This is a genomic window from Enterococcus sp. DIV2379, assembly GCF_050542965.1.
In the GTDB taxonomy this organism is placed as follows: Bacteria; Bacillota; Bacilli; order Lactobacillales; family Enterococcaceae; genus Enterococcus_D; species Enterococcus_D entomosocium.
Genome location: NZ_CP172938.1, coordinates 110,072 through 136,626, shown reverse-complemented (window position 1 = coordinate 136,626; position 26,555 = coordinate 110,072). Strand labels below are relative to the sequence as shown.

The 26,555-nt window shown below is 45.9% G+C and carries 31 protein-coding genes; 2 read left to right on the top strand and 29 right to left on the bottom strand.

All coding sequences use genetic code 11. The features are described 5' to 3' along the window. Window positions 1–14: 14 nt before the first annotated feature. From IGI92_RS00640 to flgB, 27 genes are all read right to left on the bottom strand, one after another. Window positions 15–524, bottom strand: coding sequence for a chemotaxis protein CheD (locus IGI92_RS00640; protein ID WP_005226629.1), 510 nt, complete (start codon window positions 522–524; stop codon window positions 15–17). Further along, window positions 496–999, bottom strand: coding sequence for a chemotaxis protein CheW (locus IGI92_RS00635; RefSeq protein ID WP_061053559.1), 504 nt, complete (start codon window positions 997–999; stop codon window positions 496–498). The genes IGI92_RS00640 and IGI92_RS00635 overlap by 29 nt, the downstream gene beginning before the upstream one ends. A 17-nt stretch (window positions 1,000–1,016) precedes the next feature. Next, window positions 1,017–2,312: a methyl-accepting chemotaxis protein gene (locus tag IGI92_RS00630; RefSeq protein ID WP_005226627.1), complete on the bottom strand. Its 1,296-nt coding sequence runs from the start codon at window positions 2,310–2,312 to the stop codon at window positions 1,017–1,019. A 154-nt stretch (window positions 2,313–2,466) separates the two neighbouring features. Then, entirely contained in the window at window positions 2,467–3,177 is a 711-nt protein-coding gene (locus IGI92_RS00625) for a cell division ATP-binding protein FtsE (protein WP_005232774.1), read from the bottom strand. 12 nt (window positions 3,178–3,189) lie between these two features. Further along, window positions 3,190–3,972: a flagellar hook-basal body protein gene (locus IGI92_RS00620; RefSeq protein WP_430607618.1), complete on the bottom strand. Its 783-nt coding sequence runs from the start codon at window positions 3,970–3,972 to the stop codon at window positions 3,190–3,192. A gap of 10 nt (window positions 3,973–3,982) precedes the next feature. Next, window positions 3,983–4,684 carry a flagellar hook-basal body protein gene (locus IGI92_RS00615; RefSeq protein WP_061053556.1) on the bottom strand — a complete coding sequence of 234 codons (702 nt, stop codon included), beginning with the start codon at window positions 4,682–4,684 and terminating at the stop codon, window positions 3,983–3,985. Then, window positions 4,681–5,388, bottom strand: a complete 708-nt coding sequence (locus tag IGI92_RS00610; RefSeq protein WP_005226623.1) for a sigma-70 family RNA polymerase sigma factor — start codon at window positions 5,386–5,388, stop codon at window positions 4,681–4,683. Before IGI92_RS00610 ends, IGI92_RS00615 begins: the two co-directional genes overlap by 4 nt. Window positions 5,389–5,418: 30 nt before the next feature. Beyond that, entirely contained in the window at window positions 5,419–7,494 is a 2,076-nt protein-coding gene (gene flhA / locus IGI92_RS00605) for a flagellar biosynthesis protein FlhA (protein WP_005226622.1), read from the bottom strand. Window positions 7,495–7,513: 19 nt separating this feature from the next. Beyond that, the gene (locus IGI92_RS00600) at window positions 7,514–8,581 is read right to left on the bottom strand and encodes an EscU/YscU/HrcU family type III secretion system export apparatus switch protein (RefSeq protein ID WP_086372511.1); all 1,068 of its coding nucleotides are present in this window, start codon (window positions 8,579–8,581) and stop codon (window positions 7,514–7,516) included. A 30-nt stretch (window positions 8,582–8,611) separates the two neighbouring features. After that, window positions 8,612–9,361, bottom strand: a complete 750-nt coding sequence (fliR, locus tag IGI92_RS00595; RefSeq protein WP_016619533.1) for a flagellar biosynthetic protein FliR — start codon at window positions 9,359–9,361, stop codon at window positions 8,612–8,614. Window positions 9,362–9,373: 12 nt separating this feature from the next. After that, a complete protein-coding gene (gene fliQ, locus IGI92_RS00590; protein WP_005226613.1) occupies window positions 9,374–9,637 on the bottom strand; it encodes a flagellar biosynthesis protein FliQ in 264 nt (87 codons plus the stop codon). Window positions 9,638–9,662: 25 nt separating this feature from the next. After that, a complete protein-coding gene (gene fliP, locus IGI92_RS00585; RefSeq protein WP_005232783.1) occupies window positions 9,663–10,427 on the bottom strand; it encodes a flagellar type III secretion system pore protein FliP in 765 nt (254 codons plus the stop codon). After that, window positions 10,424–10,789 carry a flagellar biosynthetic protein FliO gene (locus IGI92_RS00580; protein ID WP_008376622.1) on the bottom strand — a complete coding sequence of 122 codons (366 nt, stop codon included), beginning with the start codon at window positions 10,787–10,789 and terminating at the stop codon, window positions 10,424–10,426. The genes fliP and IGI92_RS00580 overlap by 4 nt, the downstream gene beginning before the upstream one ends. Window positions 10,790–10,803: 14 nt before the next feature. Continuing rightward, complete coding sequence (locus IGI92_RS00575) at window positions 10,804–11,307, bottom strand: flagellar basal body-associated FliL family protein (protein WP_008376623.1); 504 nt, start codon at window positions 11,305–11,307, stop codon at window positions 10,804–10,806. A gap of 11 nt (window positions 11,308–11,318) precedes the next feature. Next, window positions 11,319–11,516, bottom strand: coding sequence for a flagellar FlbD family protein (locus IGI92_RS00570; RefSeq protein WP_005226609.1), 198 nt, complete (start codon window positions 11,514–11,516; stop codon window positions 11,319–11,321). Between the two features lie 35 nt (window positions 11,517–11,551). Continuing rightward, window positions 11,552–12,448 carry a flagellar hook-basal body complex protein gene (locus IGI92_RS00565; protein ID WP_005232786.1) on the bottom strand — a complete coding sequence of 299 codons (897 nt, stop codon included), beginning with the start codon at window positions 12,446–12,448 and terminating at the stop codon, window positions 11,552–11,554. Between the two features lie 78 nt (window positions 12,449–12,526). Beyond that, entirely contained in the window at window positions 12,527–12,889 is a 363-nt protein-coding gene (locus tag IGI92_RS00560; protein ID WP_005232787.1) for a hypothetical protein, read from the bottom strand. After that, the gene (locus tag IGI92_RS00555) at window positions 12,886–13,317 is read right to left on the bottom strand and encodes a flagellar hook capping FlgD N-terminal domain-containing protein (RefSeq protein ID WP_003129052.1); all 432 of its coding nucleotides are present in this window, start codon (window positions 13,315–13,317) and stop codon (window positions 12,886–12,888) included. The genes IGI92_RS00560 and IGI92_RS00555 overlap by 4 nt, the downstream gene beginning before the upstream one ends. A 12-nt stretch (window positions 13,318–13,329) precedes the next feature. Further along, the gene (locus tag IGI92_RS00550) at window positions 13,330–14,667 is read right to left on the bottom strand and encodes a flagellar hook-length control protein FliK (RefSeq protein ID WP_005232788.1); all 1,338 of its coding nucleotides are present in this window, start codon (window positions 14,665–14,667) and stop codon (window positions 13,330–13,332) included. Between the two features lie 64 nt (window positions 14,668–14,731). Then, a complete protein-coding gene (fliJ, locus tag IGI92_RS00545) occupies window positions 14,732–15,151 on the bottom strand; it encodes a flagellar export protein FliJ (RefSeq protein ID WP_005232789.1) in 420 nt (139 codons plus the stop codon). A gap of 22 nt (window positions 15,152–15,173) precedes the next feature. Beyond that, on the bottom strand, window positions 15,174–16,526 hold the full coding sequence (fliI, locus tag IGI92_RS00540) for a flagellar protein export ATPase FliI (protein WP_008376625.1): 1,353 nt from the start codon (window positions 16,524–16,526) through the stop codon (window positions 15,174–15,176). Then, window positions 16,523–17,281, bottom strand: coding sequence for a hypothetical protein (locus IGI92_RS00535; protein ID WP_430607614.1), 759 nt, complete (start codon window positions 17,279–17,281; stop codon window positions 16,523–16,525). Before IGI92_RS00535 ends, fliI begins: the two co-directional genes overlap by 4 nt. Continuing rightward, window positions 17,265–18,269, bottom strand: coding sequence for a flagellar motor switch protein FliG (fliG, locus tag IGI92_RS00530; RefSeq protein ID WP_005226586.1), 1,005 nt, complete (start codon window positions 18,267–18,269; stop codon window positions 17,265–17,267). The genes IGI92_RS00535 and fliG overlap by 17 nt, the downstream gene beginning before the upstream one ends. A 10-nt stretch (window positions 18,270–18,279) precedes the next feature. After that, window positions 18,280–19,902, bottom strand: a complete 1,623-nt coding sequence (fliF, locus tag IGI92_RS00525; RefSeq protein WP_430608471.1) for a flagellar basal-body MS-ring/collar protein FliF — start codon at window positions 19,900–19,902, stop codon at window positions 18,280–18,282. A 27-nt stretch (window positions 19,903–19,929) separates the two neighbouring features. Further along, complete coding sequence (fliE, locus tag IGI92_RS00520; RefSeq protein ID WP_005232801.1) at window positions 19,930–20,253, bottom strand: flagellar hook-basal body complex protein FliE; 324 nt, start codon at window positions 20,251–20,253, stop codon at window positions 19,930–19,932. 7 nt (window positions 20,254–20,260) lie between these two features. Next, window positions 20,261–20,677, bottom strand: a complete 417-nt coding sequence (gene flgC / locus IGI92_RS00515) for a flagellar basal body rod protein FlgC (RefSeq protein WP_005232807.1) — start codon at window positions 20,675–20,677, stop codon at window positions 20,261–20,263. 21 nt (window positions 20,678–20,698) lie between these two features. Beyond that, a complete protein-coding gene (gene flgB, locus IGI92_RS00510) occupies window positions 20,699–21,058 on the bottom strand; it encodes a flagellar basal body rod protein FlgB (RefSeq protein WP_034872092.1) in 360 nt (119 codons plus the stop codon). A 620-nt stretch (window positions 21,059–21,678) separates the two neighbouring features. Between flgB and motA the strand changes: the two genes are divergently transcribed. Further along, window positions 21,679–22,443 carry a flagellar motor stator protein MotA gene (gene motA, locus IGI92_RS00505; protein ID WP_005232810.1) on the top strand — a complete coding sequence of 255 codons (765 nt, stop codon included), beginning with the start codon at window positions 21,679–21,681 and terminating at the stop codon, window positions 22,441–22,443. A 13-nt stretch (window positions 22,444–22,456) separates the two neighbouring features. Beyond that, window positions 22,457–23,221 carry an OmpA family protein gene (locus IGI92_RS00500; RefSeq protein ID WP_430607612.1) on the top strand — a complete coding sequence of 255 codons (765 nt, stop codon included), beginning with the start codon at window positions 22,457–22,459 and terminating at the stop codon, window positions 23,219–23,221. 146 nt (window positions 23,222–23,367) lie between these two features. Here IGI92_RS00500 and IGI92_RS00495 read toward each other — a convergent pair whose 3' ends face one another. Further along, a complete protein-coding gene (locus IGI92_RS00495; RefSeq protein ID WP_016611618.1) occupies window positions 23,368–25,413 on the bottom strand; it encodes a methyl-accepting chemotaxis protein in 2,046 nt (681 codons plus the stop codon). A 283-nt stretch (window positions 25,414–25,696) separates the two neighbouring features. Then, window positions 25,697–26,506, bottom strand: coding sequence for an aldo/keto reductase family protein (locus IGI92_RS00490; protein ID WP_086298940.1), 810 nt, complete (start codon window positions 26,504–26,506; stop codon window positions 25,697–25,699). Window positions 26,507–26,555: the final 49 nt, after the last annotated feature.

Genomic DNA, 26,555 nt, shown 5'->3' with positions numbered 1-26,555 from the left:
TCCCTGTACTCCTTTTACAAATAAACGATTTCTTGTTTGACTTGCCGAACCATGGTCTTGAAATCCTGAAGATCTACGATCATCGTTCGACCAGCGCTGCCGCCAACATGTTTGGCTACGATCGGAATGTTTAACCGAGCCAAGACTTCCTCGACGGCTTCAATATTGCGCTGACCAATGTTGCTGGCAGCGTTAAGCGTCTGGAACTGAAACATATTGGCGCCGCCAACGATTTTCGCTTGAAAGCGAGGCCGACGGATCTTTTGTTCCAGCTCAGCCACCATCGCTGGCAATGCCAAATCCGCAAACTTCTCGGGCTTGATTTCCCGCTTGTGCAAAAAAGGCTGACTATCTGGCAGCATAATATGACTCAAGCCGCCGATATGACTGGCTTCATCGTAAATGATCGTGCCGATGCAAGAACCTAAACCCACCGTGATCAAACGCGTTGGCGCTTGGGCGATCTTATACTCCGAGATCCCCACATGCAGTTCCTCATTCACGGTCATCATTGTCATCGTCATTGGCGGCTGCCAATTCCTCTGTCTGATAGGCGTCTAACTCAGCCGTCATCTCAGCGGCTTGTTCATAGCTAAAGAGAAACGGCAGCTCCAATGCCAGCACAAGTTCATCGTCTTTTTTCAGAAAGGCTTCGATATAGTTTTGCTTGAGTCCTGATGTATTTAGTTCCGCATTGCTAGGACTTTCAATTAGCGGTAAAATGCCGACGATCTCTTCCACGTATAGGCCGATCGCCTGCTCTTGCCAGTGACACAACAAGACCACATTTTGCCCAGTTTCCGGTGTAAATTCATCAAACAGCTTTTTGCGGATGTCAATGATCGGCACCATCGCCTCTTCAAAAGGCTGGATCCCCAGCACGAAATCTGCCACTTCTGGCAGCTGTGTAAAAGGAGCAGCCTCAATGACCCGTACCACATAGTCGATACGCAAGGCAAAGAGTTGTTGATGACTTTTAAATACAACGTATTGTTCCATTGGCGTCACTGCTCCTTTTAGAATTTGAAACTATCCACTTGGAATTTAAGGATAGTGGCGATCGTTTCGATCTCTTGCACATTCCGTTCAAAGTCTTCGATGACTAAGTAGAAGTCTTCTAAGTTTGCCGTTACTTCTTGGGTGCCGGCAGAGGTTTCCGAAACAGCAGCCGAAATGTTGCTGACGGAAACTTGAACCATGTCTTTTTTCTCAACGATCCCGGTAATATGGGCTTCCACGGCTTGAATACTTGAAACCAATTTTTCGACAATATCAGAGATCTCATTGGCTGACTCGATCGCTTTGTTGATATTGTTGGTTTGTTTTTCGCCGCTTTCAAAGGAATCCGTCACTGCAGAGACCACTTTTTCCGATTTTTTGCGGATCGTTTCAATGATCGAACGAATGCTTTTCGTTGATTGACTGCTTTGTTCCGCCAAGCTGCGGACTTCTTCCGCAACGATGGCAAACCCTCGGCCCGCTTCTCCAGCTCGAGCTGCTTCGATGGATGCATTCAATGCCAGTAAGTTGGTCTGATCAGAAATGTCATTGATCAGCTGAACGATCTTACCGATGCTTTGGACATCTTCGTTCATGTCGTTCATGCTTTCTACTAATTCTGCTTGGTTTTGCCGTTCGATCTCCCAGCTTTCAAATACATGGAACATCATTTCTGAATTGTGGACATTGCTGCTTTGGGATTGACCGACATAGCCATTCATCAATTCGATCTCTTTGTGGATCTCTTCGATACTTAAGGCTAGCTCGTCCATATCAAAGGAGGTTTGTTCCGCTTCGGAGGCTTGTGAACTAGTGGCATCTGCGATGGCATTCATCGTCTGACGCACATTTTCAATTGAATTTTTGGCATTTTTTGAGGTTGTCGTTAGGCCGCCTACCATTTTTTCCATTCGGCTGCTTTCTTCGTGCATACCAACGATCACCGCTTTGAAGGTGTTTAAAACCCCTTGAAAACGATTTTGAACTTGCCCAAAAAGAGAAGTCTGGTCGCTGCTGCCGATCTCATCGATATGCGACAGATCGCCAGAACCGACTGCTTCTAGTTCTGTCAATAACGTATCCATGCCCGAATGGGTCTCTTTTTTTACCAAATAGGTCATTCCTACTAACACTGCGATTTCTAGCAGCAGTACGATTACTGAAAAAATAAAGAAACTTTTTGCTGCTTGTCCGTCTCCGTGGGTGCGGATCACGAAGAAATAGCATCCTAATAATACGATCAGGGTAAATCCTAGCGGAATCAACGCCGCCAAGCGGATTTTTTTGATGATAGCTTGTACCTTCTTCTTCATAACAGTATCCTTTCCTATGCAAAATGATCAGTCGTGCTGTTTATCAAGATTCGCTCTTCACTTGATAATCGTTGGGTCACTCCTTCTTTATCCGATTATGAAAACAATCTTCTAGTTCTTTAATCGGATCTTTTGCTAGAAAAGTTAAGCATCTTCACCAGACATATGTATCTTTTGGATCAGCAAAGCGCGTATAGCCGCCTTGATATTCATCACGAACCAAACGACCGTTTTGCAGCTCGACTACCCGATTACGGACCGTATTGACCATCGTGCTGTCGTGGGTCGCCAAGAGGATCGTGGCACCGACTTGATTGATCCGCAAGAGTAGTTTCATGACTTCAACGGCTGATTTCGCATCCAGATTGGCGGTGGGCTCATCGGCGATCAAGACTGCTGGCTCTGTGACGATCGCCCGCGCGATCGCTACTTTTTTGCGCTGTCCCACGGAAAGCTCTTCAGGATAGTGATCCTTTTGAGGAAACATACCCACCAGTTGCAGTGCTTTGGCGGTTTTTTCCTGACGCAGCTTACGGGGAGTGCCTAGTACTTGCAGCGCATAGTCAACGTTTTTGGCAACCGTCAGATAAGGAAGCAAAAGGTCTTCTTGTCCGACGATACCGACTTGTCGTCGAATCATATAGAGATGACGGTCTTTGAGTTGTTCCAACAAGACATTGCCGACTTGGATAGAACCGGCCGAAAGCTCTTCTTCTTTCAAGAGCAATTTGAATAATGTCGATTTGCCGGCACCACTGGGACCCACCACATAGATAAATTCTCCTTGAGGGATCGCAACAGAAATATCGGCCAATGCCAACGTACCATTGCTGAATTTTTTACTGACCTTGGTTAAGCGAATCATGTTCTTTCTCCTCTAATCTGTAAAACGATTGATCACGGACCACATCTCATCAGCAGTTTGCATGGCCTTCGTATTCAATCCATACGCACGCTGGGTCGTTAACAAGTCTGTCATGGACGTCGCTAGATCCACCGTCGACTGTTCTAACTGTCCTTGCAAGACGCTGCCAAAGGCTGCTGGATTGGTTTGCGAAGTAAGCAACGCTTGATCACCGGCACGGTACAGTTGGTTGCCCACTGGCGTGATGTTTTCTGTATTCGTCGGCTGATAAAGGGTCAGCTGCCCCAACACGCGAGTCTGACCATTTTCTTCCGTCGTCAGCTGACCGCTGGCATCTATTGCGATTTGCTGCACATCTGGCCACTGAGGGGTTGGTACGTTTGTGGTCATTGCCACAGGGTACCCTTCACTATTGACTAATTGCTTGTTCTCACTTAAATGAAAATTGCCTGCTCGACTCAGCAGCAATTGACCAGTTTGGTCCCGGACCCCGAAAAAGCCGTTGCCTTGGATCGCGAGATCTAATGGCTGAGCAGTGCCCGCCAGATTGCCTTGGGCAAAACTGGTAGTCGTAGTCGCTTTTGCCCCCATTGACGCACCATATTGGGCGGCGTTGCCATTAAATAGCGTTTCTTCTGCACCGATGGCATTTTCCATCAATGCTTGAAAATGGGTCGTTTGTGCTTGGTAGCCATTGGTATTGACGTTGGCGATGTTGTTGGCTGTCGTGTCTAAGTTTGTCTGCAAATGATTCAACCCAGAACGGCTGATTCCTAATAATCCACTGATATTCATTGACTCATCCTCAAATCTTTCCTAATTCGTTGACCGCTTTTTGCAATGTCTGATTCGTTGAACTCAAGGCTTTCTGATTGGCTTCAAATTCGCGAGAAGTCTGGATCATCGCCACCATTTCATCGGCAACCGCTACATTGGCTTGTTCTAAGGCACCTTGCTGGATCACGGGTGCATTCACCGTGGTTCCTGCTGCGTTGCTAGTCACATAGTTTTGACCAGCTGTAGTCAATGCTTCTGGGGGAAATGTTTGGATCTGAAAGTTCGCTGGTCCCAAGGCGCTGACTGCTTGTCCATTGGCACCTAAGACAAGATAGCCTTCTTGTGTTACGTATTGATTCTGCTGATTGACGGTAAAGTCGCCATTTCTCGTATACAACCGCTGCCCCGCATTGTTTTGAACGACAAAGTAGCCTTCGGAAAGCAGTGCAAAATCACTGGCTTGTCCCGTCTGTTTGACAGCGCCTTGGTCTTGACTGATGGTACTGCCTGCCAATTGGGTCCCTAAAGACAACCCACCGATATCGCGACGAGTATCCGCATTGGGCCCGCTTTGGTAATTATGCAGCGCCACTTCATCTAGCGCCGACTGGAACAAGGTTTTTGCTTGATACCCTGTTGTATTGACATTGGCAATATTGCCGCTCGTCGTCTCTTGTCGCTTTTGTAATAATGAAATGTTCCGTGATAAGACATCCAATCCTCGAATCATGCCAGTTCCTCCTCAATCAATGTGCGCAATTTGGCAATCGTTTTGCCGTGAATTTGTGAAACTCGTGGAATCGAGACTTCTAAGATTTCAGCGATTTCTTTTAACGTCAGTTCCTCGGTATAGTACAAACTTAAAATCAATTGTTCTCGTTCCCCTAATTTTTTGATGCACGCCACCAAGGCGGTGCGTTTTTCTTCAGCGACCAAGGTCTCTTCGACATTTTCGGCTGGATCCCGAACCATATCTTTTAAGGTCATGCCTTCTTCTTGGTAAGCAAACAAGGTATCTTCCAAAGAGACGCTGGCTAAGTAGTGCAGACTCTCATAAATATCCGCTAATTGACTTTGGTTGATTCCCAGCTGTTTGCAGATCTCGGTGTCGGTCGCTTCTCTTTTGAGGCTTTGCTCCAACTCTTGCCGTGCTTGATAAAACTGATTGACTGCCGCCATTTTGTATCGGGAGATTTTGGCGTGCTTGCGTACTTCATCAATAATTGCCCCTTTGATACGAATCGCTGCATAGCTTTCAAAAGGAACTTTTTTTGAGGGATCGAATTTCCGCAAGGCATCCATCAGCCCAATCACCCCAATATTGTAGAGATCGCCTGATTCATAATCGGCGGTTTTGATAGACAGGCGCTGAACCACCCGTTCCACTAGCGGCAGATACTTGATGATCTCCGCTTCTCGATCGACTTCATACATCGGCGATGCCCCTTCCTAAGAAAATTCTGCTTAAATGTCAATACTGCCCACCGTTTCGATCGCAATTTCATTGGGAATCTCATTCAGAGAAAGAACGGCGATATCTGGAAAATTAAAAACGATCATTTTTTTGAATGCTAACCGGATCTTAGGCGATGCCAGAATCACGAAATTGATATTTTGAGCGATCGCCGCATGTTGGATCCCACTGATGGAATCCAACAGCTTGGTCACGGTATCTGGTTTTAAGACCGGGTACGAGCCAGTTGCGGTTTTTTGGATACTTTGAGCGATGATTTCTTCTAGTTTCGGCTGGATCACCGCCACTTGCAGCTCGTGGTTTTCATTGGCATACTTGGCAGCGATCGTCCGTTTCAGTGCTTGGCGAACATATTCTGTCAAAACTTCTACGTCTTTCGTGACAACGCCGTAATCGGCTAAGGTTTCTAAGATCGTTGCTAAGTCATTGATGGGAATTTGTTCATCCAATAAATTTTGTAAAACTTTTTGGACCTCGCCGAGCCGCAAAATATCGGGGATCAATTCATCGATCACGACATTGTACTGCTCTTTGATGCCCTCCAATAATTTCTTGACTTCTTGGCGACCTAACAGCTCTGGTGCATGGGCATAGATGATTTCTTTTAAGTGTGTTGCGATCACGGTCAACGGCTCGATAATCGTAAACCCTTGCAGATCCGCCATCTCCTTATCGGATTCATCGATCCACATAGCATCCAGATGAAAGGCTGGTTCTTTTGTTGTGATTCCTTGAAAAGGAAATGGCTCTTCATTCGGGCTGATCACCATGACTTTGTTCGGGTAAATATCGCCGCGGCCGACTTCATTGCCGCGGATCTTGATCACGTAATCATTGGCATCCAAATAGAGATTGTCGCGAATACGAACGGGACTGACTAAGATCCCTAATTCTCTGGCACTCTGTTTACGGATCGCCACGATGCGGTTCATCAAGCTGTTGTCGATCGAACTATCCACGATAGGGATCAAACCATAACCGATTTCCACTGAGATTGGTTCCACTTGGAAGGAAGCCACGGAATCGTCTTCTTCCTGTGCTTCTTTTTTGCGTTCCAGTGCCAGTTTTTGTTCCCATTGTTTTTGTTCCACTCGCTGCTTTTCTTCTTTTTGCGTCACCAGAAAGCTGGCTGCGAAAAGGCCTAAGCCAATCAACACAAAAGGCACAAAAGGAAACCCGGGAACTAAGGCTAAAACGAAGAGAATTGCCCCCACGATCCGAAACAGTTGGGGATTACGCATCACATCTGCCGCAATATCCAAGCCAAAGGAACTATCGTTATCGGAACGAGTCACGATCACCCCAGAAGCAATCGAAATCAGTAAAGAGGGAATCGAGCTGACCAAGCCATCCCCGATCGCCAGTTTCCCGAATTGGGCGAAGGCTTCCATGACGGTCATTTGTCCGCCCATGGAGAAAATGATCGCCCCACCAACTAAATTGATGACAGTGATCAAGATCCCTGCGATCGCATCCCCTTTGACAAACTTGCTGGCACCATCCATCGAACCAAAGAAATCAGCTTCTCGCTGCAGATCTTTTCGTCGTTTGCGGGCATCCGCTTCTGTGATCAAACCGGCATTTAGGTCGGAATCGATCGCCATTTGCTTGCCGGGCATCGCATCCAATGTGAATCGAGCAGTCACCTCTGAGACACGCCCTGCACCATTGGTCACGACGACTAGCTGAACGACCATGATGATCACGAACAAAATGATCCCCACGATATAATTGCTGCCGGCAACGACATTGGCAAAGGCATCGATCACGTGTCCGCCATTTCCTTGGGTCAAGATCAAACGAGTGGAAGATAGGTTCAAACCTAAACGAAACATCGTTGTGATCAGCAGCAAGGTTGGAAACGTAGTGAATTCCAACACTGATTTGGTAAACAGGGTGATCAGTAAAATGTTGATCGCAATCGTCAAATTGATAATGATCAAAATATCTAATAATGCACTCGGTAATGGAATAATAATCAAACCAATAATAGCTAGGACGATCACCGAGATTAAGATATCCGCCAGACCAATGCCTTTTTTCGGTTTTGAGGCAGCCTCATTCATTTTTGTTCCTCCTGTTTCCTTAAATCTTGCCGAGTTGGCTTTCTTCTAACTGATAGACCAAAGCGATGATTTCGGCAATGGCTTCATACATTTCAACAGGGATCAGATCCCCGGGTTCTACTTGACGATAAAGGGCCCGTGCCACTTCACGGTTTTCGATCTGTGGGATATTTTCTTTCAGGGCTTCTGCTTTCATCCGCTGCGCCAGCTGATCTGCCCCTTTGGCCAGGACCCGCGGCACCCCTTCACTACTGGCATCGTAACGAATCGCAATGGCGAAATGGGTCGGATTGGTGATCAAAACCGTCGCTTCTTTGACGTTGGCGATGGCATTTTGGGTCATCGCACGGTACTTCGCTTTGCGCTGTGCTTTGACTTGCGGATCACCTTCCATTTGCTTGAACTCTTCTTTGACTTCCTGCTTGCTCATCATCAAGTTCTTACGATGGCTATAGCGCTGGTAGCCGTAGTCGACTACGGCTAAAATGATCAAGAAAATCGAAATCTGTAAAAACAATTCTTTGGCCCGCAGCAGCATGAACAGGATCGTTTTTTCCAACCCCACTTCACTCAAACCCAGTAAAACAGGGACGGCGGCTAAAAATTGTTGATAGCACAAGTAGACGATCACGCCGAATTTCGCCAATGTTTTGCCTAAATTCATCAACGAGCGCAAACTGAATTGCTGCTTGATCCCGCTGATGGGGTTCAGCTTTTTAAAATCTGGTTTGATGGCCTTGCCGGAAAACAACAGACCGACTTGGGCATAATTCGTGATAAGCCCGACTCCGAGCGCAACCAGAAAGACGGGCGCACACAACAAAAGCAGCAGCAAGATACTCTGCACCCCCAGTTTTGGCAGATCCGCCAAACTGGTTTGATAATCAGCCAGCTGCGCCAAACTTTGGGAAAAATAAGGCAAAAAAGAAGCGGCGAAAAACTGCCATAAAGACAGGATCAAAAATGAGAAGACCAGCAGCGAAACAGCAGCTGCTAATTCCTGGGTCTTAGGTACCTCCCCGCGTTTGCGGGCATCCCGCAGCCGCTTGGCACTGGGTAGCTCGGTTTTGCCATCTTTTTCTGCCATCTTCTCACCTCCTGCTGGTTGCCTGTTACTTTATTGAAAGGACTCGATAAACTCCTGCAAGTAGCGGACCGTATCTGGCAAGTGTTTGCCTAAGTACGAAAGGACATTGGGTAATAGCAAGAGAAACACCACAAAACTGATGGCAGTTTTCATCGAGAGACTCATCATCAAAATATTGATCTGGGGGATCGAACGAGAGATCACACCTAGCACGAGGTCCACCAACAGTAGTGCAATGATCATTGGTGCCGCAAGATTGACTGCCATCACCATCATTTGGCTGAAAAGTTTGACGATGCCTTCAACCGTCGTGCCTTGGATCACCACAGAGCCTAAGGGCACGATCCGAAAAGACAACAGCAGTGCTGTGATCAGTCGATGATGCAGATCAAGACCAAAAAACACAGCGATCGTCAGCCAATAGTACGTTTTGCCATACTGGGAAGAGGCGATTTGCAACGTCGGATCATAGGCTTGCGCCATCGAAAAGCCTACTTGAAAGTCGATCAATTGGCCCGCAATTTCCACACCGGTAAAGACCAGCTGGCTCAAATAGCCCATCGCCATCCCAAACAGTACTTCTTTGATGACGAAAACCGTCAGCATAAAGAGGGAAAGCTCGGGAATTGCAGGTGCCGTCGGCAGACATAGGACCGTCAACGCCATGCCGATCACGATTTTTGCCAGTGACGGAAAATTTTGCTGTGAGAAGATCGGACAAAGGACGACAAACGCCAATATTCGACAAAAAATCAACACCGTCGCTTGAATCGTCGCCATCAGGTTTCCTCCTTACATTGCCGCAATCATTTTGAAGATCATTTTGGTAAAATTCAACAAGAGATTCAGCATAAAATTCCCCGCCAAGATCAAGGTCAAAAAAATCGCTAATAGTTTCGGCACAAAGCTCAACGTTTGTTCTTGGATTTGGGTAGTGGCTTGAAAAATACTGATCACCAATCCAACGAGCATGCCGACCAATAAGGCAGGGCCAGATATCGCTAAAATTCGAAGAAAGGCTTCCCTTAGCACATCAAGTACCATTTCTACTGTCATTTCCTCTTGGCTCCTTTCTTAGCGGCTATTGAAAGCTCTTGATCAGCGACTCCACGATCAGATACCAGCCATCCACTAAAACAAAAAGTAAGATCTTGAAGGGCAGTGAGATCATGATCGGCGACAGCATCATCATCCCCATCGACATCAAGATACTAGAGACGACCAGATCAATGATCAAAAAGGGGATAAAAATCAAAAAGCCGATACTGAAAGCCGTTCGTAACTCACTGATAATAAACGCCGGTACCATAACGGTCAGAGGAACATCGTCAGAAGAATGATACTTTTCGGTCTCCCCATCAGCTTCCGCAAACAAGGCAATGTCTTTTTCCCGTGTCTGTACCATCATAAAGGCCTTGATCCGTTTTTCTGAGCGGTCAAAGGCTTCGGCTTGGCTGATCTCTTGTCGATCAAACGGTTCAATCGCTTGCTGATAGACGTCGGTATACACAGGTTTCATAATAAAAAATGTCAAGAATAAGGCCAACCCGATCAACACTTGATTGGGCGGGTTTTGCTGTGTACCTAACGAACTGCGCACAAAGGACAAAACCATGATGATACGAGTAAAAGAAGTCATCATGATCAGCAAGACTGGTAAAAGGGAAAGCAGCGTCAGCAACAAGAAAGTATTGATCGTATCACTTGAGCCATTCCCATTCGACAATAAATTGTTGATGGTGGAACTGACGTCTTCCGTGTCTAGCGCAAATGCCGTCTGCGGAAGCATCAGACTGCTGAAAAGGACCGCAGCCATGATCTTGATATCTCTGCCTTTGATCTTCATTTTTGCTTGCCTCGTTTTCCAGCAATTTCCGCCTTGGCTTTGTTTAGCCATTCAGAAAAATCTTTGCCAGCTTGCACTTGGGTGCTTTCTAGGCTTTGCTGTAAAAAAGCGGCCGTTTCTTCTTGCGTCAACTCTTTGATGATCTGATTTTGCTGTTCAGAAAAGCTCATGACGTAACATTTGTCCATGATTTGGACGATCCCGATCGAAGACGACTTGCTGACGGCGATTTTTTGCAAAATACGCAACTGGTGATTGTGCTGGTTCGTGTAACGATTCAAATATTTCAAACTAATGTTGATCAAATAAAGAATAAGCAGCAAAAACCCAATCATTTTGACCAGCGATAAAAATGTTTCCATCAACATGCCTCTTTCTATTGGATCACTAAATCCGTCACATAAACATCCTTGGCGATTTCTGATCCGTATTCCTGATTAATTGTTTCTTTCAATGCTTTTTTTAAATTCGGTACACTTTCGGCGGAGCTCAAAATACCGCTGGCCTTTTGTTGGCGCAATAAGTTTACGACGCTGTCACGAATGACAGCCACATTTTTCGTGGCTTCCGCGCTTTTTTCCTCATCCGCCACTAAAATCGATAAATTGACCTTCATGTATTGCTGCTCTTGGTTGTCTTCTTTTGCCAGATTGACTAAAAATTCATCCAATGCCACGATCGCTTCGTCTGAGGAGATTTTGCTGCTGTCTTTTGCTGTTTCAGCAGCTGCTGTTTTTTCCCCCGTCAAAAAGTGATTCGTCACTAAGGTTCCGCCGATACTGCCGCCGACTACCACGATCAAGAGGATCGGCAGTAAAACAACCATGTTCAAGCCTTTTTTCTCTTTTTCTGCTTTTGGTACTTTTTCTTCTTTTGCCATCTTTCCCACCCTTACGTTTTCACTTGGTTCGAATGGATCACCGTATGATACTCGATCACCCGCTGCGCAACTTCTTGCGCAGCTTCCGTCACCACTAAGGTTTTGCCGTCTGTCAGTGTGATCAATGTATCCGGCATTTCTTCGATCCGATAAATCAATGTTGGATTTAAATAGAATGGCTTGCCATTCAATGCGGTCACTAGAATCATGGTCAAACTCCTCTCAATGATGAAGCGTCACGTTCTTAACGTTTTAGATTCAATAATTCTTGCAGCATTTCATCAGAAGTCGTAATACTTCTTGAATTTGCTTGATAGGCACGGCTCGCAATGATCATTTCGGTAAATTCTGTCGAAAGATCGACATTCGACATTTCCAAGGCACCTGCTTGCAGCGTTCCCGCTCCATTATTGCCGGGGCCTGCAACGATCGCATTTCCTGAGTTGCTGGTTTGGATATAGTTGTTGCCGCCGACTTTTTCTAAGCCTTCTGGGTTATTGAAGGTTGCGACACCGACTTTTCCCATCACAAAGGTTTGATTGCCGTATTTTGCCAACACTAAGCCATTGGCATCGATTGCCATGGAGTTATAGGTCAAGGTTTCCCCATTGACGGTCAGTGTGCTTGGGATCGACAAGGGAGATACCGCACCTTGTCCGCTCAATGCCGTGTTTTCATCAAAGTTGTCATCATAGACAACTGGTTGACCGCCATTGACTGAACGACCTAAGACTTGCATCCCATCACTATTGGTCAAGGTTCCGTTGCTGTCGCGAACAAATGCGCCATCTCGTGTGTAATAGGTTTCGCCATTTGCTCCTGGTCCTTGTACCATAAAGTAGCCTTGTCCGCTGATATAAAAATCCATGCTGCGGCCAGTCGATTGCGGGGCACCGACTGTATTGATGGTATCGATGGAGCCCGTCTGAACCCCTAAACCGATCTGCGTTGCATTGATCCCGCCTAAGCCGTTGCCTGGTGCAGTTGCGTTAGACATCGTTTGGCTCATCATGTCTTGGAAAAGGACTCGACTTGATTTGAACCCAACCGTATTGACGTTGGCGATATTATTTGAAACCACGTCCATTTTCGTTTGAAGATTTTTCATTCCACTGACACCTGAATATAATGATCGTAACATGCTTATTTTCCTCCTTATGGTTGACGTATTTTCCTCTGTCATTCAGAAAATACTTGCAGCCCCTTTTCAGTCCAGCTGCTATTTGATAAATGTGGCGCTGTCAATATTGGTGACGGTGTGAAGCTCATTCATCCCCATCGCCGTAATGATGGTTCGTGAATGGACATCGGCGATCAAGCCCATATCTTTGTAAACAAGCAGTGATTCTTTGCTGCCTTTTTCCGCTAGCTCGCTAAGCGCCGTTGAAAGGGATTGGTAATCATCGTCTTGTAAGGTCAATTCCCTTGCGGTCAAACGCTTTTGCGCATGGTGCGAGACTTTGATGTCGTTTTGTTTTTGTTCAAGCATTGAAGAGAAGGCTTGTTTGTCCACGGCTTTGCGGGGATTTTGATAAGGCTCCCCGGCAACTTTTTGCAGCCCCTGTTGAATCGTCAAACTCATTTTGCTTCGCCGCCAATCTCTTGGATCGCACTCATACTGTATTCTTTGCCATTTACGACGATCGTGGCGTAGCCATTGGCAAAGCGGACCTTTTCGATGGTTCCTGACAATGTTTCTGTGCCGTCCATCAGAGTGACTTGTTTATTGATCAAGCTAAAAGCTTGCTGCTGTTGCTGTAAAATCACCGAGGTCGTCAACGTTTCGCTCAATTCATTCAAGCTCTCTAAGGTCGTAAATTGAACCAGTTGCGAGATATAGTCGGTGCTACCACCACCAGAAGAATCGCTGCCTCCCATCGATGGGTTGCTCATAGATGCTGCTAAGATCTTCAAAAAATCATCCATGGAGATATCTGAAGATTTTTTTGTTTGCGTTAATGCCGATGTATTGGCAATACCGGCCGCAGCTGCTGTAATTTCATCTGCCATAGGTCTCCTCCTTTACACTAAAATACTGATCGCATGATCGATCGGTGCTAATTGCTGCTCTTCTTCAACCGTATTGCTTTGATGAAATGGCTTTTTGCTTTGTCCTTTTTGAGCCTGTAAAAAACGCTGTTGGTTTAACTGACTGTCACTTGCCATCATACTGCCGGCAAAGGATTGATTTGACAGCGGACCAGCCTGCTGGACAGAAGCTAACGTAGGTTCTTTGATTGCTAGGATCGGCTGCTCTTGCTTTTGCAAAACTTGCTCTAGCTCATGCTTGATGGACAGCAATAATTCTTTGGCTTGCGGCTGCTGAACGGTCAGTTCTAAGCGGCTGCCTTGGGCATTCGTTTCTAGAGAAAGCTGGATCGTGCCTAATTTCTCGGGAACGAATTGCAACGTGATTTTTTTCTCGCTTGACGTGCTGCTCGTTTGGACGAGTTGGGCAGTCGCTTTTGCTAAGGGCAGAGCCGCTTGCTCCATACTCGCTTTTGTTGGCGCTAGTCCTTGCTTGCTCAAAAGGGGAGAAACATCAAGCAGTTGCAGTGCTGGTGTCGCCATTTCATTGTCGGTTACTGCCGAAAAAGCAATGGCTTGTGCAGAAACAGCTTCCGTATTTTTGGCGACTGTTTCCTTCGTGCTTTGCAAGGTGCTAGTCGTATCCGTCGCTTGGTGGGTCACTGGCGACACTTGATCCAATGGTCCCGTTTGGCCCAATTGAGCGGTCCCTTCGGTGGACTGTTTCAGCTGTGCTTCTGTCGTCTGCGCAATCGCGGCTTTTGTTACTGAATCGATTTCCTTGAAAGTCGCGATCCCTTTTGCCGTGGACTGCTCTTCGCCTACTAAGTCTTCTGGCAAAGGCGTTTCAAGCGTTGGTGCTGCGGCTTCACTTCTGTCATTTGTCATCAAATCCAGACCTTCAAGCGTAGACTCGGAGGGGTCGATGACTGTGGTGGCTACGTCTATTGGTGCTAAAGCTGCTGTGGCGCTTGTTTGGTTCTGCTCCGTCGTTACCATTGATGCCTGTGCCGCTTCCTGAACCAAGCCTGCAAAAGGTGTCTGGCTGATCTGGCTCATTTCTGGCGCTTGCGTCGTTGCAGATTGTTCAGCTGCTGAAGTGATTTCTGACTCCTGCGGCAGATGTTCCATACTGCTGGCCGTACCCATTTCTGGTGCGGCGGCGATTTGCTCCGTCATCCCTGATGTTTCGATAGGGGCTGGCAGGTTGCTGCCTGCTTGAACTGTCAGCTGTCGCATCATCAAACTGAAGACCTCTGGTGACGCCTCCATCTTTTTTGATTTGCTACCGACAGGTACAGCGGTTGCGGCACTTGTTGTGATCTCTTTCATTGTTCACCTCCTCTCAGCTGATGCTTTAAAACCAAGGTCATCTCATCACTAAAACATTAGTTCTTTAAGAAAATAAGGCGCGATTGCCGAACTCATCCAATTGTTTTTGCTCTTCCAATTGCTGTTCATAGGTGTATTCAGCAAATTGTTTTTCTCGCAGTTTTTCCACGATCTTGCGTTCCTGCTGCGCTTCTACCACTACCGATAAAGACTCTGCCAATTCTTGCTTCACGTGAAACATTTTGTTCTGAACCTCATCGATGGTGGCATTCAAAGCAAGCAAATAGCGTTGCTGCACTTGCATCCGCCCAATGGTCATTTCATTGACATCAAAAAGCTGGGCTTTTTCCTGTGCCAGCGTGTTCAGGTGCTGTTCTTGCTGAATCAACAATTGCTGTTTTTGGGCGTACGCTCGTTTAGCTTCTTGCTCAATGGTTTTTCGGTGATCCAATACTTTTTCTAAGGAAAAGTGAAATGCTTGCATGGTTGCTCCTTTATGATCTGTTTTACATGGTCGAACGCTGGCGCTCGATCAGCGCTTCTTCACTGAACAAATGCGCCAATTCAAAAATCGTTTGTTCAAATGGGATCCGCTCATCCACTTTTTGCTGTAAAAACCGTAGGATGGGGTGATGCAACGCGATCGCTTGGTCGGTCAACGCATTACTGCCGCTTTTGTAAGCACCGATATCGATCAAATCCTTGGCCTCTGCATAAACGGCCATGTTTTCTTTTAGTTCCCCCGCATGTTCATGCTGTTCCTCAGAAACGAGGGTCTTCATCAAACGGCTGAGGCTGTTTTGAATATCGATGGCAGGATAATGATTTTGAGCGGCGATTTTCCGTGACAACAGAATATGACCGTCAAGAATCCCCCGCACCGCATCAGCGATCGGTTCATTCATGTCATCACCTTCTACCAAGACGGTATAAAAGGCAGTGATCGAGCCTTTGTCAGACATCCCACTGCGCTCTAACAACTTCGGTAAAGCTGTAAACACAGAAGGGGTATAGCCTTTGGTCGTCGGTGGTTCACCTGTTGATAAACCGATCTCCCGCTGCGCCATCGCAAAACGGGTCACCGAATCCATCATCAATACGACTTTCTTGCCTTGATCGCGGTAATACTCAGCGATCGCCGTTGCCACATGAGCCCCTTTTAGTCGTACAAGGGGTGGCATATCGGAGGTAGCACAGACAACGACCGACTTGCGGTAGCCTTCTGGGCCTAGATCATTTTCAATAAATTCTTTGACTTCTCGTCCTCGCTCGCCGATCAAGCCGATCACGATGACATCTGCTTCGCAATAACGAGCCAGCATCCCCAATAAGGTACTCTTACCGACCCCGCTGCCAGCAAAAATGCCGATCCGTTGGCCAAGGCCGACGGTCAAAAGACCATCGATCGCCCGGACACCTGTCGGCATGATCTCAGCGATTTTTTGACGACGAAAGGGATCAGGAGAATCTTGACTAACTGGATATTCTGACGCAGTTTCCAGATCCAGCGCCATATCTAACGGTCGCCCTAGTCCATCTAAGGTGTGCCCTAGCAGCGTATCATCGATTTTTACCGTCAACGATTTGCCAGTTGGCCGCACTAAACAGCCCGGTCCGATGCCTTCTAGCTGATCAAGGGGCATCAGGAGCACGGTTTTTTTCACAAAGCCCACGACTTCGGCTAAAGCTGTATGAGTCTTGTTTTGCAGTGCGACTTCACAGATTTCTCCTATGAAAACTGACAACCCTTCGACTTTGATCAGCAGACCTACGACTTCGCTGACTTTGCCGTAAGTGGTAAAGAACGGCTGTGCTTGCGCTGTTTTGCGCAGCGCTGTGATCGGTAATTCAAACGTCATTCCTTCACACTGCTTTCTAGAAATTGGCTCAAAAAGCGAGCGATTTCTTTCCTCAGTTCAAAAACCACCAAGGCATTTTCAGATTCGATACAAAAATCGTGTTCCGCCAAGCTATCATCTGCCATGAGTAAATAGCGAAACCCGCTGATCGTCTGTTTTTTGGTTTCCAACAATTCTCGCAACCCTGCAAGATGCTGCTCTTGGCTGCGAATAGTCACAAATTGATCGGGTTGTTCAAATTGCCATAGCACAGACTCCACAAAAGGCAGAAAGCCTGCTTGCTCGTCTGTAAAACGTTGATTGATCAAGGCTTCGGCGATTGCCGTGCCGTAAGCGATCATTTCTTGCTTTTTCTCTGAGCGAAAGGTGTTGATTTCAGAAACGGCTTCAGCGACATTGGCTTGGGCTTGTGTCATCAATGCTTGCGCGGCTTCTTTGCTGGCATTGAGTCCTTCTTGATAGCCTTGTTGAAAGCCGTCTGCTTGTCCTGCTTGAAAGCCTTCCGTTCTCGCTTCTGCTAGAATTTGCGCCGCTTGCGCTTGTGCATCGGTCAAGATTTGCTGTTTCAAGGCTTCCATTTGCTGCAGATGCCGTTCCTGCTCCAACTGGCGTGCACGTCTAGCCGCTTGCAGTTCTGGGTCTAAGCTCGGTTTCTCAATCGGCGCTTTGATGGTCGTATCCGTCAAAATACTGCGAGCAGCTTCAGTCGTTTTGACCGCCTGCTGCTTCAATAAACTGCTATTTGACCACTGCATCTTGGTCGCCCCTTCCGATGTAGATCTCACCGGTTTCATCTAGCCGTCGAATCACAGCCACCACACTTTGTTGGGCTTCTTCTACAGCAGACAAGCGGGTAGGACCCATAAATTGAATTTCTTCTTGCAGATTTTCCACCGCCCGTGATGAGAGGTTGGAGAAAATAAAGTTCTTGATGTCGTCGGTCGTGCCTTTAAGCGCTAAGACTAAGACATCGTTTTGAACATCTCGCAAGACTTTTTGAACATCCAAGCGATCGAGGGTCACGATATCCTCGAAAGTAAACAAGCTTGATTTCACTTCGTTGGATAGTTCCGGTTGCCGCTTTTCCAAGTCGTTCAAAATGTTCTTTTCAGTGCTGCGGCTGACTGAGTTCAAGATTTCTACCAGTGTATGCACACCACCGACATTTTCCGTATCGTTCTCAATGTAATTCGAGAATTTGTTCTCGATCACTTTTTCAATCCGTTCGATCACCAAAGGCGACGTACTGGAGATCGTCCCGATCCGTTCAGCGATCTCCACTTGCAAATGATCGGGAAACTGTGACAAGACGCTGGCCGCTTTGTCCGGCTGCATGTAGCACAAAATCAGCGCTACCGTTTGTGGATGTTCGCCGATCAACAGATTGGTCAACTGTTGAACATCGGCTTTGCGAGCGATATTAAAGGGCCGTTCCCGCAGCTGAATCTGAGTCAATACGTCAATGACTTCTTTGGCTTTTTGAGGGCCTAATGCTTGGTTCAGCAAATTTTTGGCATAATCGATCCCGCCGTCTAAGACATATTTGCGGGCCGTTGCGGTATGAGAAAATTCCTCCAACACTTGATCCCGCTCTTCGGGACTGACAAAGTCGATGTTGGCGATCTCATAGCTCACTTTTTGTATAAATGATTCTGGCAGCAGCTTCATGATCTTTGCAGAGGTATCTGATCCTAGAGAAATCAGAAGAATCGCTGCTTTTTTTACCCCGTCTATTGTATCCATGGCTGCCCCCTTATTTTTCTTTCATCCAAGCTTTGATCAATTCCGCCGCTACTTCAGGATTGCTTTCGGCATAATTTCTAGCCGTTTGATCCAATGTTGGTTCTCCTGTATGTTCTGCTGTGGCTTCTTGTGTGGATGCTTCTGGCACCGCTGGTTTCGTTTCAGCAGACCGGTTACCGACACCGCCAAAAACGACTTCTTGTGCAACCGGGTTAATCGCTCCGATGCTAGCAGCGGATGGTTGTGCAAAAGTGACCATTTCATCCGTCACATCCACTTCCAACTCGTCTTCTTTGCGTCGGCGTCGGATCACGCCAACGATCATTAAGATCACCAAGAACAAGGTCAACACGATACCGCCGATGATGGCATACTTGACATAACCTTTGGCAGCTGCAATCTGTTCATTCCCTTGAGGATCAGCGGCTGGATCAACCTCTGCTTGGGCAAAGTCAAACCCTTGGATCGCAATTTGATCGCCACGATCATTGTCATAGCCGACGGCGCTAGCAATCAACTGCTGCAATTCTGCTTGATCCGCTTGCGAAAGGTTCGCATTGATCACGATTGAGCTGGTCATTCGTTCGATCATGCCAGGAGCCGTAATGGTCGTAGTGGTCTCGGTATCCAATTCATTTTCAACGGAGCGACTGTAGGAATTGTTCCCCTCTCCGTCCGTGCCCGTCACATTGGAGACATTGTCATCCACAGTCCCTGTTTGGGCTTCTTGGACGGTCCCTTGCGAACCAGCAGCCTGCACTGTTTCACTCTTGATCTCTGGGTCATCATAAGTGACTTTCTTCCGCTCGATCGAATCAAAATTCAAGTCTAAATTGATCGACACTTGGAATTTGTCTGCACCATAGATCGGTGTCAGCAACTTCGCTACTTTTTCTTCTAGCGTTTTTTCATAGGAATCTTTGATGGCAATGTATTTATTGTTTAAGCCACTTAATTGACTGGCTTCATCTTCGGTTCTAGTCAACGTATTGCCCGCGCTATCAACGACTTTTACATTTTCAGGCTTCAGCTTTTCCACTGCGCCGGAAGTCAAGGTAACGATCCCTTGCACGGACTCGTCTGAGATTTGCTGATTTTTCAAGGACAACACGATAGAGGCCGTCGGCGCACTTTCCTCCGAAGAAAAGACACTTTCTTCTGGCATCACGAGTAAAACTTTGGCGGATTTGACCGCATCGATCGACTCGATTGCTCGCTGTAGTTCGCCCGTTACTGCCCGCTGATACATGATTTTGCGGTCTTCATCCGTTGTCATCATGTTGGCATCATCAAATAATTCAAAGCCTGTACTGGTATTTGGTAACTTATTGTCCACGGCAAGATTGATGCGGTATTCATCGACTTGGTCCTTATCGATCAAAATAGTCGTCCCATTGTCGGCTAATTTGTAGGCGATCTGCTGTTCATCCAAATCCTTGCTGATCGTTCCCGCATCGGCATCGCTTAGATCCGTAAACAAGATACCGTATTCAATTCGCGTATTTAAATAATAAACAGCTGCTGTGATTCCGAGAACGCTGATAACGGAAAGAACAACGATCATTTTCTTTAAAGAGCTTTGCATTTGCCAACGGTCTTTGAGTTGTTCTGTCCATTCTTTCACTTTATCCATCATTTATTCTTATTCCCTCACCCACTGCTAAAACTGCATATTTTTCACGTCATTGTAAGCTTCTAAACACTTGTTTCGTACTTGAACGGCTGTTTGTAGCGCCAATTGCGCCTCCGTCATGCGAATCATCACATTGCCTAGATCGCTTTCATCGCCGGTGATCAAATTGACAGTATCTTGATCCATGACCGCCGTTTTTTGATTCAACTGATCGACCGCATTGGTCAAGTAGGAAGAAAACTGGTTTTCCTTGGTGCCCACAACACTAGTCTCGTTTGAAGCAGCCCCCGTGCCTAGTGTCCGCAAAACGTTTTGGTAGTCTGTTAATCCTGTCGTTAAAAGTCCATCCATTTTCTCGTTACCCCTTTGATATTTCTAATGCTTTTTTCAAGATTGTTTTATTCATTTCTGAAGCAGAAACATTGGCTTCGTACGTTCGAACCGCTTGCAACATTGCCACCATTTCATCGGCAATATCCACATTTGATTGACCGACATATCCCTCAGCGTTGGCAGCGGGATTGGTAGGATCATAGGTCAGTTTTTCCGTCTCATCGGCAGCGATCCCCGTCACTTTGACACCGTATGTAGCCGGTGTTCCTTCACGACTATTTTTTAAATTTTCTGAAAAAAGAATACTCTTTTTTTGATAAGCCGCGGTTGTTTGTGTTTGATTTGTATTTACATTTGCGATATTGCTGGAGATCGTATCTAGTTTTAACCGTTCCAATGCTAGACCGCTCGCGTTGATCGTTAGTCCGTTAAATATACCCATTTGTTTTTCCTGCGCTTTCTATCAATTACTCAAGACAAGGTTCATCATTTGTAAGCGTCCGTTGACTTGTGCGGTCAATGCACTGTAATACAACCCATTGGCTGCTTGATCCAACATCTCTACCTCAAGATCCACGTTATTGCCGTTGTCTTTGATACTGGTAGTTGCATTTTCAGTGATTTTCGGTTTTACTTGAGAAACTGACGCTTCTGTTACAGCGTCGGTCCCTGACGAAGCGAGTGCCTGCTTTAATTCGCTTTCAAACACGATGCGTTTTGCTTTGTACCCATCCGTGTTGACATTAGCGATATTAGACGAAATCAATTCTGCGCGTTGTGCAGAAACGTTCATAGCTGTTTTTAATAAATCATAGGTATCCAACAATAATTGCTCCTTCCACCTTCTGTACCAAACGTTTTTTTCATCGATGGAACAGAAACAAATATATTTATTTATTTTTTTGTTATAGATTAAAAAAACAAGAAGACGTGATGTCATTATAGTAGAATTATTTTTATTTTACAATTTGATTTTTGCAACTTTACGGATATGACATTTAAGTTACAGACGTGTTATGTTATTTGTTAAACACTGTTTCATCGCAATTTCGTCCCCAGTTATAAAAAGCAAACGATCGATATAAAGCGTTTTACAAGCATATCTATGCCTTTTGATCAAAATCAGTTTTTTGATAAAAAAACAAGTATTATTCGAAAAATTGATTAAAAAATTTTCATTTGTGCCTGTTGACATGACAAACCCTGAGAAACGCTTCACGAAAAAAAACGGTACCATCTATAAATATTCACAAAAATTGCAAGCTGTACCATTTCAACAATTTGACGAAACTTGTCAAAAAAAGAACAAAAAAAGGAGAAACAGAAAATTTATTTTAGTTATTTTTTGGATTATTTTTTTTTGCTATTAAGAATGATTTTAATTCACCGATAAAATAAATGAGGGTTTAAAACCTGGAAATAGAATTTAGGAGGACGCAACAAATGGATTTTTTCTTGCTGATCGGTATTATTTTAGGATTGATATCTGTGGTGGTTGGGATGATTGTAAAAGGTGCCAATGTGGCCGTTTTGATCAATCCGGCAGCCGCGATCATCATTTTCGTCGGTGTGATCGCAGCCGTTATCAATTCATTTCCCAGCAGTGATATCAAAAAAATCCCGAAGATCTTCGGCGTTCTGCTGAAAAATAAAGAATACGACTTAAAAACAACCATCAATACCATCGTTGAATTAGCTAACCAAGCTCGGCGCGATGGCCTACTATCTCTTGAAGGTGCTATCCAAAACTTAGAAGATCCTTTTTTAAAAAAGGGCTTGGAAATGGTGGTGGATGGCATCGCTGCCGAACAGATCCAAGAAATCATGGAAAATGAGATCTATGGGATCGAAGAACGGCATCGCATCGGCTCGGCTATTTTTAAAACCGCCGGCACGAGTTCCCCGACCTTAGGGGTGTTAGGAGCCGTGATCGGGCTGATAGGGGCGCTAGGCAATTTAGAGGATGTAGAAGCACTGGGTCATATGATCTCGGCGGCTTTTGTGGCGACCCTTTATGGTATTTTCTTCGGTTATGTGCTGTTCATTCCTTTTAGCTCACGATTAACTTTGAAATCGGAGCAAGAAGTCCAAATGATGTCGATCATCGTTGAAGGGGTCTTAGCGATCCAAGCCGGACAATCGCCGAAAAGTATTGAGAAAAAATTATACAGCTTGATCGATCCGAAAAAACGGCAAGAACAATTATAAAGGGTGAAGCGACATGAAGCGAAAAAAGAAACATGAAGAACATGTAGACGAAGCGTGGCTTTTGCCTTACTCGGATATGTTGACCTTGCTGCTGGCCTTATTCATCGTCATGTTTGCCATGGCGAAAGTCGATGATGAGAAGTTTCAAGAAATCCGAAGCGAATTCGGCACCATCCTTTCCAGCCACCACAGCAACGCCTCCGTCATCGGGTCAGTGATCGATATGGGCGAGACCACGCCGCGAAAAAAAGCCGCCACTTCTGCTGAAGCACAAGCGCAAGAAGCAGCGGTCCGGACCCAACTGGAAAATCAGCAGCTAGAAAAAATCAGCGACCAGCTGTCACAAGAACTCGCCGCTTCTGGCTTAAAAGGCCAGACAGAAGTCCGCTTGGAATCCGATGGCTTGCATATCACGCTAGCCAGCAGCATCTTGTTTGCCTCTGGTAGCGCCGAGATCACGGACACCACTCGTCAGTCACTGGATCTACTATCGGACTCACTGAAAAAACTAAAAGCCAACAAAATCGTGATCGCCGGGCATACCGATAACGTACCGGAAAAAGGCAATGGTCGCTACCAATCTAACTGGGATCTTAGTTCCGCTCGTGCGATTACCGTTATGGAATACTTCATCAGCAAAGGCGCCGTTTTAGAAAAAAATGCTGCCATCCAAGCCTTTGCCGATACCGAACCGAAAGCCGATAACAACACCCCACAAGGCCGCTCGGAAAACCGCCGCGTGGAGATGATCATCCAGCGGACCGAAACGACACAATAGCCCGTAATAAGGTTTTATAAATATCATTATGAAAAGCCAAGATGAGCAACATTCGTCTTGTTTTTTTTGTAGTCTCCTCCTCAACAAACAAAAATCACTCATCAGCCATTCTTGCGAATAGCTGATGAGTGATTTTTTTGCTTGATTTATTTCTCCACTTCAAAACGATTGGTCAATCGCTTCAACTCTTCTGCAATGTCTCTGAGGTCTGCCACATGGTTGGTAAATTCATCCATGGTTGCCAAGACTTCTTCTGCATTTGCGGAAACTTCTTGTGTGCCAGCGGCATTTTCTTCCGTTGATGCGGAAATGTTTTCTAAGTTTTCCAGTACACTGTTTTGAATGTTTTCGATACGGGCACTGGCTGCTTCAATATGATGGATGCCTTCGATCATATAGCTGCTGCGTTGGAAAACTTCTTTTGAAGACGAGATCGCTTCTTTGATCAAGTTGGTTTGGCGAACGCCGCCTTTGACAGACGCCGACGTTTGTTTGACCATTTGACTAGACTGCTCACGAATTTCTTCAATGATCGCTTCGATCTCTTTGGTAGAAGCCTTGCTTTGTTCCGCCAATTTACGGATCTCAGCAGCCACGACGGCAAAGCCTTTGCCCGACTCACCTGCACTTGCGGCTTCGATCGATGCATTCAAGGCTAGCAAGTTGGTTTGGTAAGAAATATCGTTGATGACCCCAATGATCGAGTTGATGTTTTGGATACTATCATTCATTCCCGTCATGTTCGACATCAAACGCTCCATCTGTGCCAACTCTTGTCGCCAGCTGTCATCGACTTGATCCATGATCGTTAAGTTTTCTTGATTGATCTTCGTAGATTCTTGTGACTTGCTGCTCATGCCGCCAACATTTTCTCGTAATTCTTTCACGACTTGCGACAGATTTTGCATTTGTGACACGCTGTATTCTGTTTCTTGGGCTTGAGCACCGGTCACTTCAGCTATCCCCGTAATGGTTTGAGAGACTTCTTCTGTCGCAATATTGGTTTGTTTTGACAATTCTAATAAAGAATCCGACATTCCTGCGACACTGTTGCTTTCTTTTTGTACTTTTTGGATCAATGCACCCGTGCCTTCGATCATCACATTGTAATTGTCCGCCATTTGCTGGATCTCATTGCCTGCTTTGTCTGGATATACAACTCGGCGTGCCAGTTGATCCCATGTCCATTTTTCGCCTTTGGCTCTTTTGGTTTTGCTCATCTTCTCTAGTTTGCCTTCACCGACTTTTCTAAAGTAGCGATTGAAGCAATCGATGATCGCTGCGACTACTTTGATCGCGGCATACGAAACCAGTCCTACAAAGAGCAGCATCAAGATCGTAACGATAATCGTGGTGCGGACTAACGCCCCTAACTCTTTGTCTAGATCACTAGCTTTGACTTCGGAGTACGCCCAAACATTGGAATCAGCAGACTTGTCATACAACACATCATTGACTTTATTCGAGTCGCCTAAGCCAACCATGCCTGTCGGATCTTTGGCGTCTTTGATTTTTTGGAACACTTCTTCTTCTTTGATATTCTTACCGATTTGCTTGGTATTTTTTGAGGTCACGATGACCCCAGATTCTGAAACTAAGGTGACATTCCCAGTCCGCCCTACGGTAAAGGAAGACAAGATGTTTTGAATGCTTTCATAGGAAACATCGACGCTTAAAACCCCCACTTGATTATGGGAATTTTTGACCCGGATCGAAGCCGACGTCACAAATTGATTCGACACCGTATCTAAATAAGGTGCTGTCCAATACACTTCTCCTTCGGCTTTTACAGCCCCTTTGTACCACGGCCGAATTGTGGGTTTATAGTCATCCGGTAAGGGATTGAAGGTCACATACTCATCATCTTCTGTCCCAAAAGTTACTGCTAAGAAGCTGTTGCTCCCAGCAATCGCTAAAGAAAGATCTGAACGGATACGTCCCATGCTGAATTCTGTTTTCATCGCTGGCAGTTCAGCCATTGATTTCAATTTGCTTTCCGTCGATCGGCGCAAACTCTTTTCTTCCGCCAAGATCAAATTGACGGCACTTTCTTTGTTCAAATCATTTCGTTCAATCAATAAGTTCTTGGTGGTTAGATAGGAACTTGTCAGCATGACAATGATCGGGATCCCCGCAACCAGCATCAAGGTGATCATCACATAAATTCCTATCGTCTTTTTTCTTTTTTTCACAACTGTGCCACTCCTTCATTTCCAATTTCACACGATCCACTGAAGACTCGTCCGTAGACGACCCTTAGTAAGGATAATCGGTCATTTCTTTGAATATTTAAGAGGATTCATTGTCAGAAACGGCTGCAAGCGCATTTTCTTTTTTGCTAAGGCTTACGGTTGCTGTTGTAACGAATAGAAAAGCTCCTCAGTCATCAAGGAGCGTTGCGACTGCATAAAAATAGCCAGCACGGAAGTTTCCGCACTGGCTGTAGGGTCCCTTTAATAGGACCGCTTCTATTGCCTATAATTCTTTGATGACGGCTTTTTCTTCCGCCGTCAAAGCGAAATCAAAGAGCGCTAAATTTTCGGCTTGATGTTTTTCTGAATGGGATTTCGGAATCACGATCACCCCACGCTCGATTTGGTAACGCAAGACCACTTGGCTCCAGTTTTTTTGATGCGCTTCCCCGATTTGGGTCAAGGTTTCCCGTGCCGCTTCCGAAATCCGGGAAAGCGGACCCCAGGCTTCTGGAACTACCTGATTGGCTAAGGAATAGGCGATGATCGCGTCGTTCCACTTGCCTGGATGCGATTCGATCTGATTGACCGCTGGTTTGATCCGACTGTTTGCCAATAAATAGCTGAGTTCTTCTTCTTGGAAATTGGACACCCCGATTGCTTTTAAGACTCCTTTATCGACATAAGCCTCAAGAACCGCCCAGACAGCGGCGATCTCTGCCAAGTTGTCCCACGGATGATGGATCAAATAAAGATCGATCGATTCCGTCTGCAAGGCTGCTAAACTCGCTTCGACAGACGCTTTCACGGCAGCTGCATCTTGCGTATGCTCTGGTTTGCCAGGAATCTTAGAAGTCAGGAAAAATTCGCTGCGGTCAATCCCGCTTTCCTTGATGGCTTTGCCAACCACGGCTTCGTTGCGGTAAGAAATCGCCGTATCAAAATGCCGATACCCAAGCTTGATGGCAGTCAATAGCTCTGTCGTATCATCATTGATCGCACCTTGGTATTCTCGGTTTTCTTTCCCAAATGTATTCGTCCCGCTGCCGATCACTGGAATCTGAATGCCGGTATTCAATTCAATCGTTTCCATGCTGCTTCCCCCTTTGTGTTGTTTCTAGTCTATCAAAAAAGCAGGAGTA

Coding starts and splice junctions, on each gene's coding strand:
- IGI92_RS00640 (WP_005226629.1), bottom strand. CDS start 524: ATGACGATGACAATGATGACCGTGAATGAGGAACTGCATGTGGGGATC.
- IGI92_RS00635 (WP_061053559.1), bottom strand. CDS start 999: ATGGAACAATACGTTGTATTTAAAAGTCATCAACAACTCTTTGCCTTG.
- IGI92_RS00630 (WP_005226627.1), bottom strand. CDS start 2,312: ATGAAGAAGAAGGTACAAGCTATCATCAAAAAAATCCGCTTGGCGGCG.
- IGI92_RS00625 (WP_005232774.1), bottom strand. CDS start 3,177: ATGATTCGCTTAACCAAGGTCAGTAAAAAATTCAGCAATGGTACGTTG.
- IGI92_RS00620 (WP_430607618.1), bottom strand. CDS start 3,972: ATGAATATCAGTGGATTATTAGGAATCAGCCGTTCTGGGTTGAATCAT.
- IGI92_RS00615 (WP_061053556.1), bottom strand. CDS start 4,684: ATGATTCGAGGATTGGATGTCTTATCACGGAACATTTCATTATTACAA.
- IGI92_RS00610 (WP_005226623.1), bottom strand. CDS start 5,388: ATGTATGAAGTCGATCGAGAAGCGGAGATCATCAAGTATCTGCCGCTA.
- flhA (WP_005226622.1), bottom strand. CDS start 7,494: ATGAATGAGGCTGCCTCAAAACCGAAAAAAGGCATTGGTCTGGCGGAT.
- IGI92_RS00600 (WP_086372511.1), bottom strand. CDS start 8,581: ATGGCAGAAAAAGATGGCAAAACCGAGCTACCCAGTGCCAAGCGGCTG.
- fliR (WP_016619533.1), bottom strand. CDS start 9,361: ATGGCGACGATTCAAGCGACGGTGTTGATTTTTTGTCGAATATTGGCG.
- fliQ (WP_005226613.1), bottom strand. CDS start 9,637: ATGACAGTAGAAATGGTACTTGATGTGCTAAGGGAAGCCTTTCTTCGA.
- fliP (WP_005232783.1), bottom strand. CDS start 10,427: ATGAAGATCAAAGGCAGAGATATCAAGATCATGGCTGCGGTCCTTTTC.
- IGI92_RS00580 (WP_008376622.1), bottom strand. CDS start 10,789: ATGGAAACATTTTTATCGCTGGTCAAAATGATTGGGTTTTTGCTGCTT.
- IGI92_RS00575 (WP_008376623.1), bottom strand. CDS start 11,307: ATGGCAAAAGAAGAAAAAGTACCAAAAGCAGAAAAAGAGAAAAAAGGC.
- IGI92_RS00570 (WP_005226609.1), bottom strand. CDS start 11,516: ATGATTCTAGTGACCGCATTGAATGGCAAGCCATTCTATTTAAATCCA.
- IGI92_RS00565 (WP_005232786.1), bottom strand. CDS start 12,448: ATGTTACGATCATTATATTCAGGTGTCAGTGGAATGAAAAATCTTCAA.
- IGI92_RS00560 (WP_005232787.1), bottom strand. CDS start 12,889: ATGAGTTTGACGATTCAACAGGGGCTGCAAAAAGTTGCCGGGGAGCCT.
- IGI92_RS00555 (WP_003129052.1), bottom strand. CDS start 13,317: ATGGCAGATGAAATTACAGCAGCTGCGGCCGGTATTGCCAATACATCG.
- IGI92_RS00550 (WP_005232788.1), bottom strand. CDS start 14,667: ATGAAAGAGATCACAACAAGTGCCGCAACCGCTGTACCTGTCGGTAGC.
- fliJ (WP_005232789.1), bottom strand. CDS start 15,151: ATGCAAGCATTTCACTTTTCCTTAGAAAAAGTATTGGATCACCGAAAA.
- fliI (WP_008376625.1), bottom strand. CDS start 16,526: ATGACGTTTGAATTACCGATCACAGCGCTGCGCAAAACAGCGCAAGCA.
- IGI92_RS00535 (WP_430607614.1), bottom strand. CDS start 17,281: ATGCAGTGGTCAAATAGCAGTTTATTGAAGCAGCAGGCGGTCAAAACG.
- fliG (WP_005226586.1), bottom strand. CDS start 18,269: ATGGATACAATAGACGGGGTAAAAAAAGCAGCGATTCTTCTGATTTCT.
- fliF (WP_430608471.1), bottom strand. CDS start 19,902: ATGGATAAAGTGAAAGAATGGACAGAACAACTCAAAGACCGTTGGCAA.
- fliE (WP_005232801.1), bottom strand. CDS start 20,253: ATGGATGGACTTTTAACGACAGGATTAACAGACTACCAAAACGTTTTG.
- flgC (WP_005232807.1), bottom strand. CDS start 20,677: ATGGGTATATTTAACGGACTAACGATCAACGCGAGCGGTCTAGCATTG.
- motA (WP_005232810.1), top strand. CDS start 21,679: ATGGATTTTTTCTTGCTGATCGGTATTATTTTAGGATTGATATCTGTG.
- IGI92_RS00500 (WP_430607612.1), top strand. CDS start 22,457: ATGAAGCGAAAAAAGAAACATGAAGAACATGTAGACGAAGCGTGGCTT.
- IGI92_RS00490 (WP_086298940.1), bottom strand. CDS start 26,506: ATGGAAACGATTGAATTGAATACCGGCATTCAGATTCCAGTGATCGGC.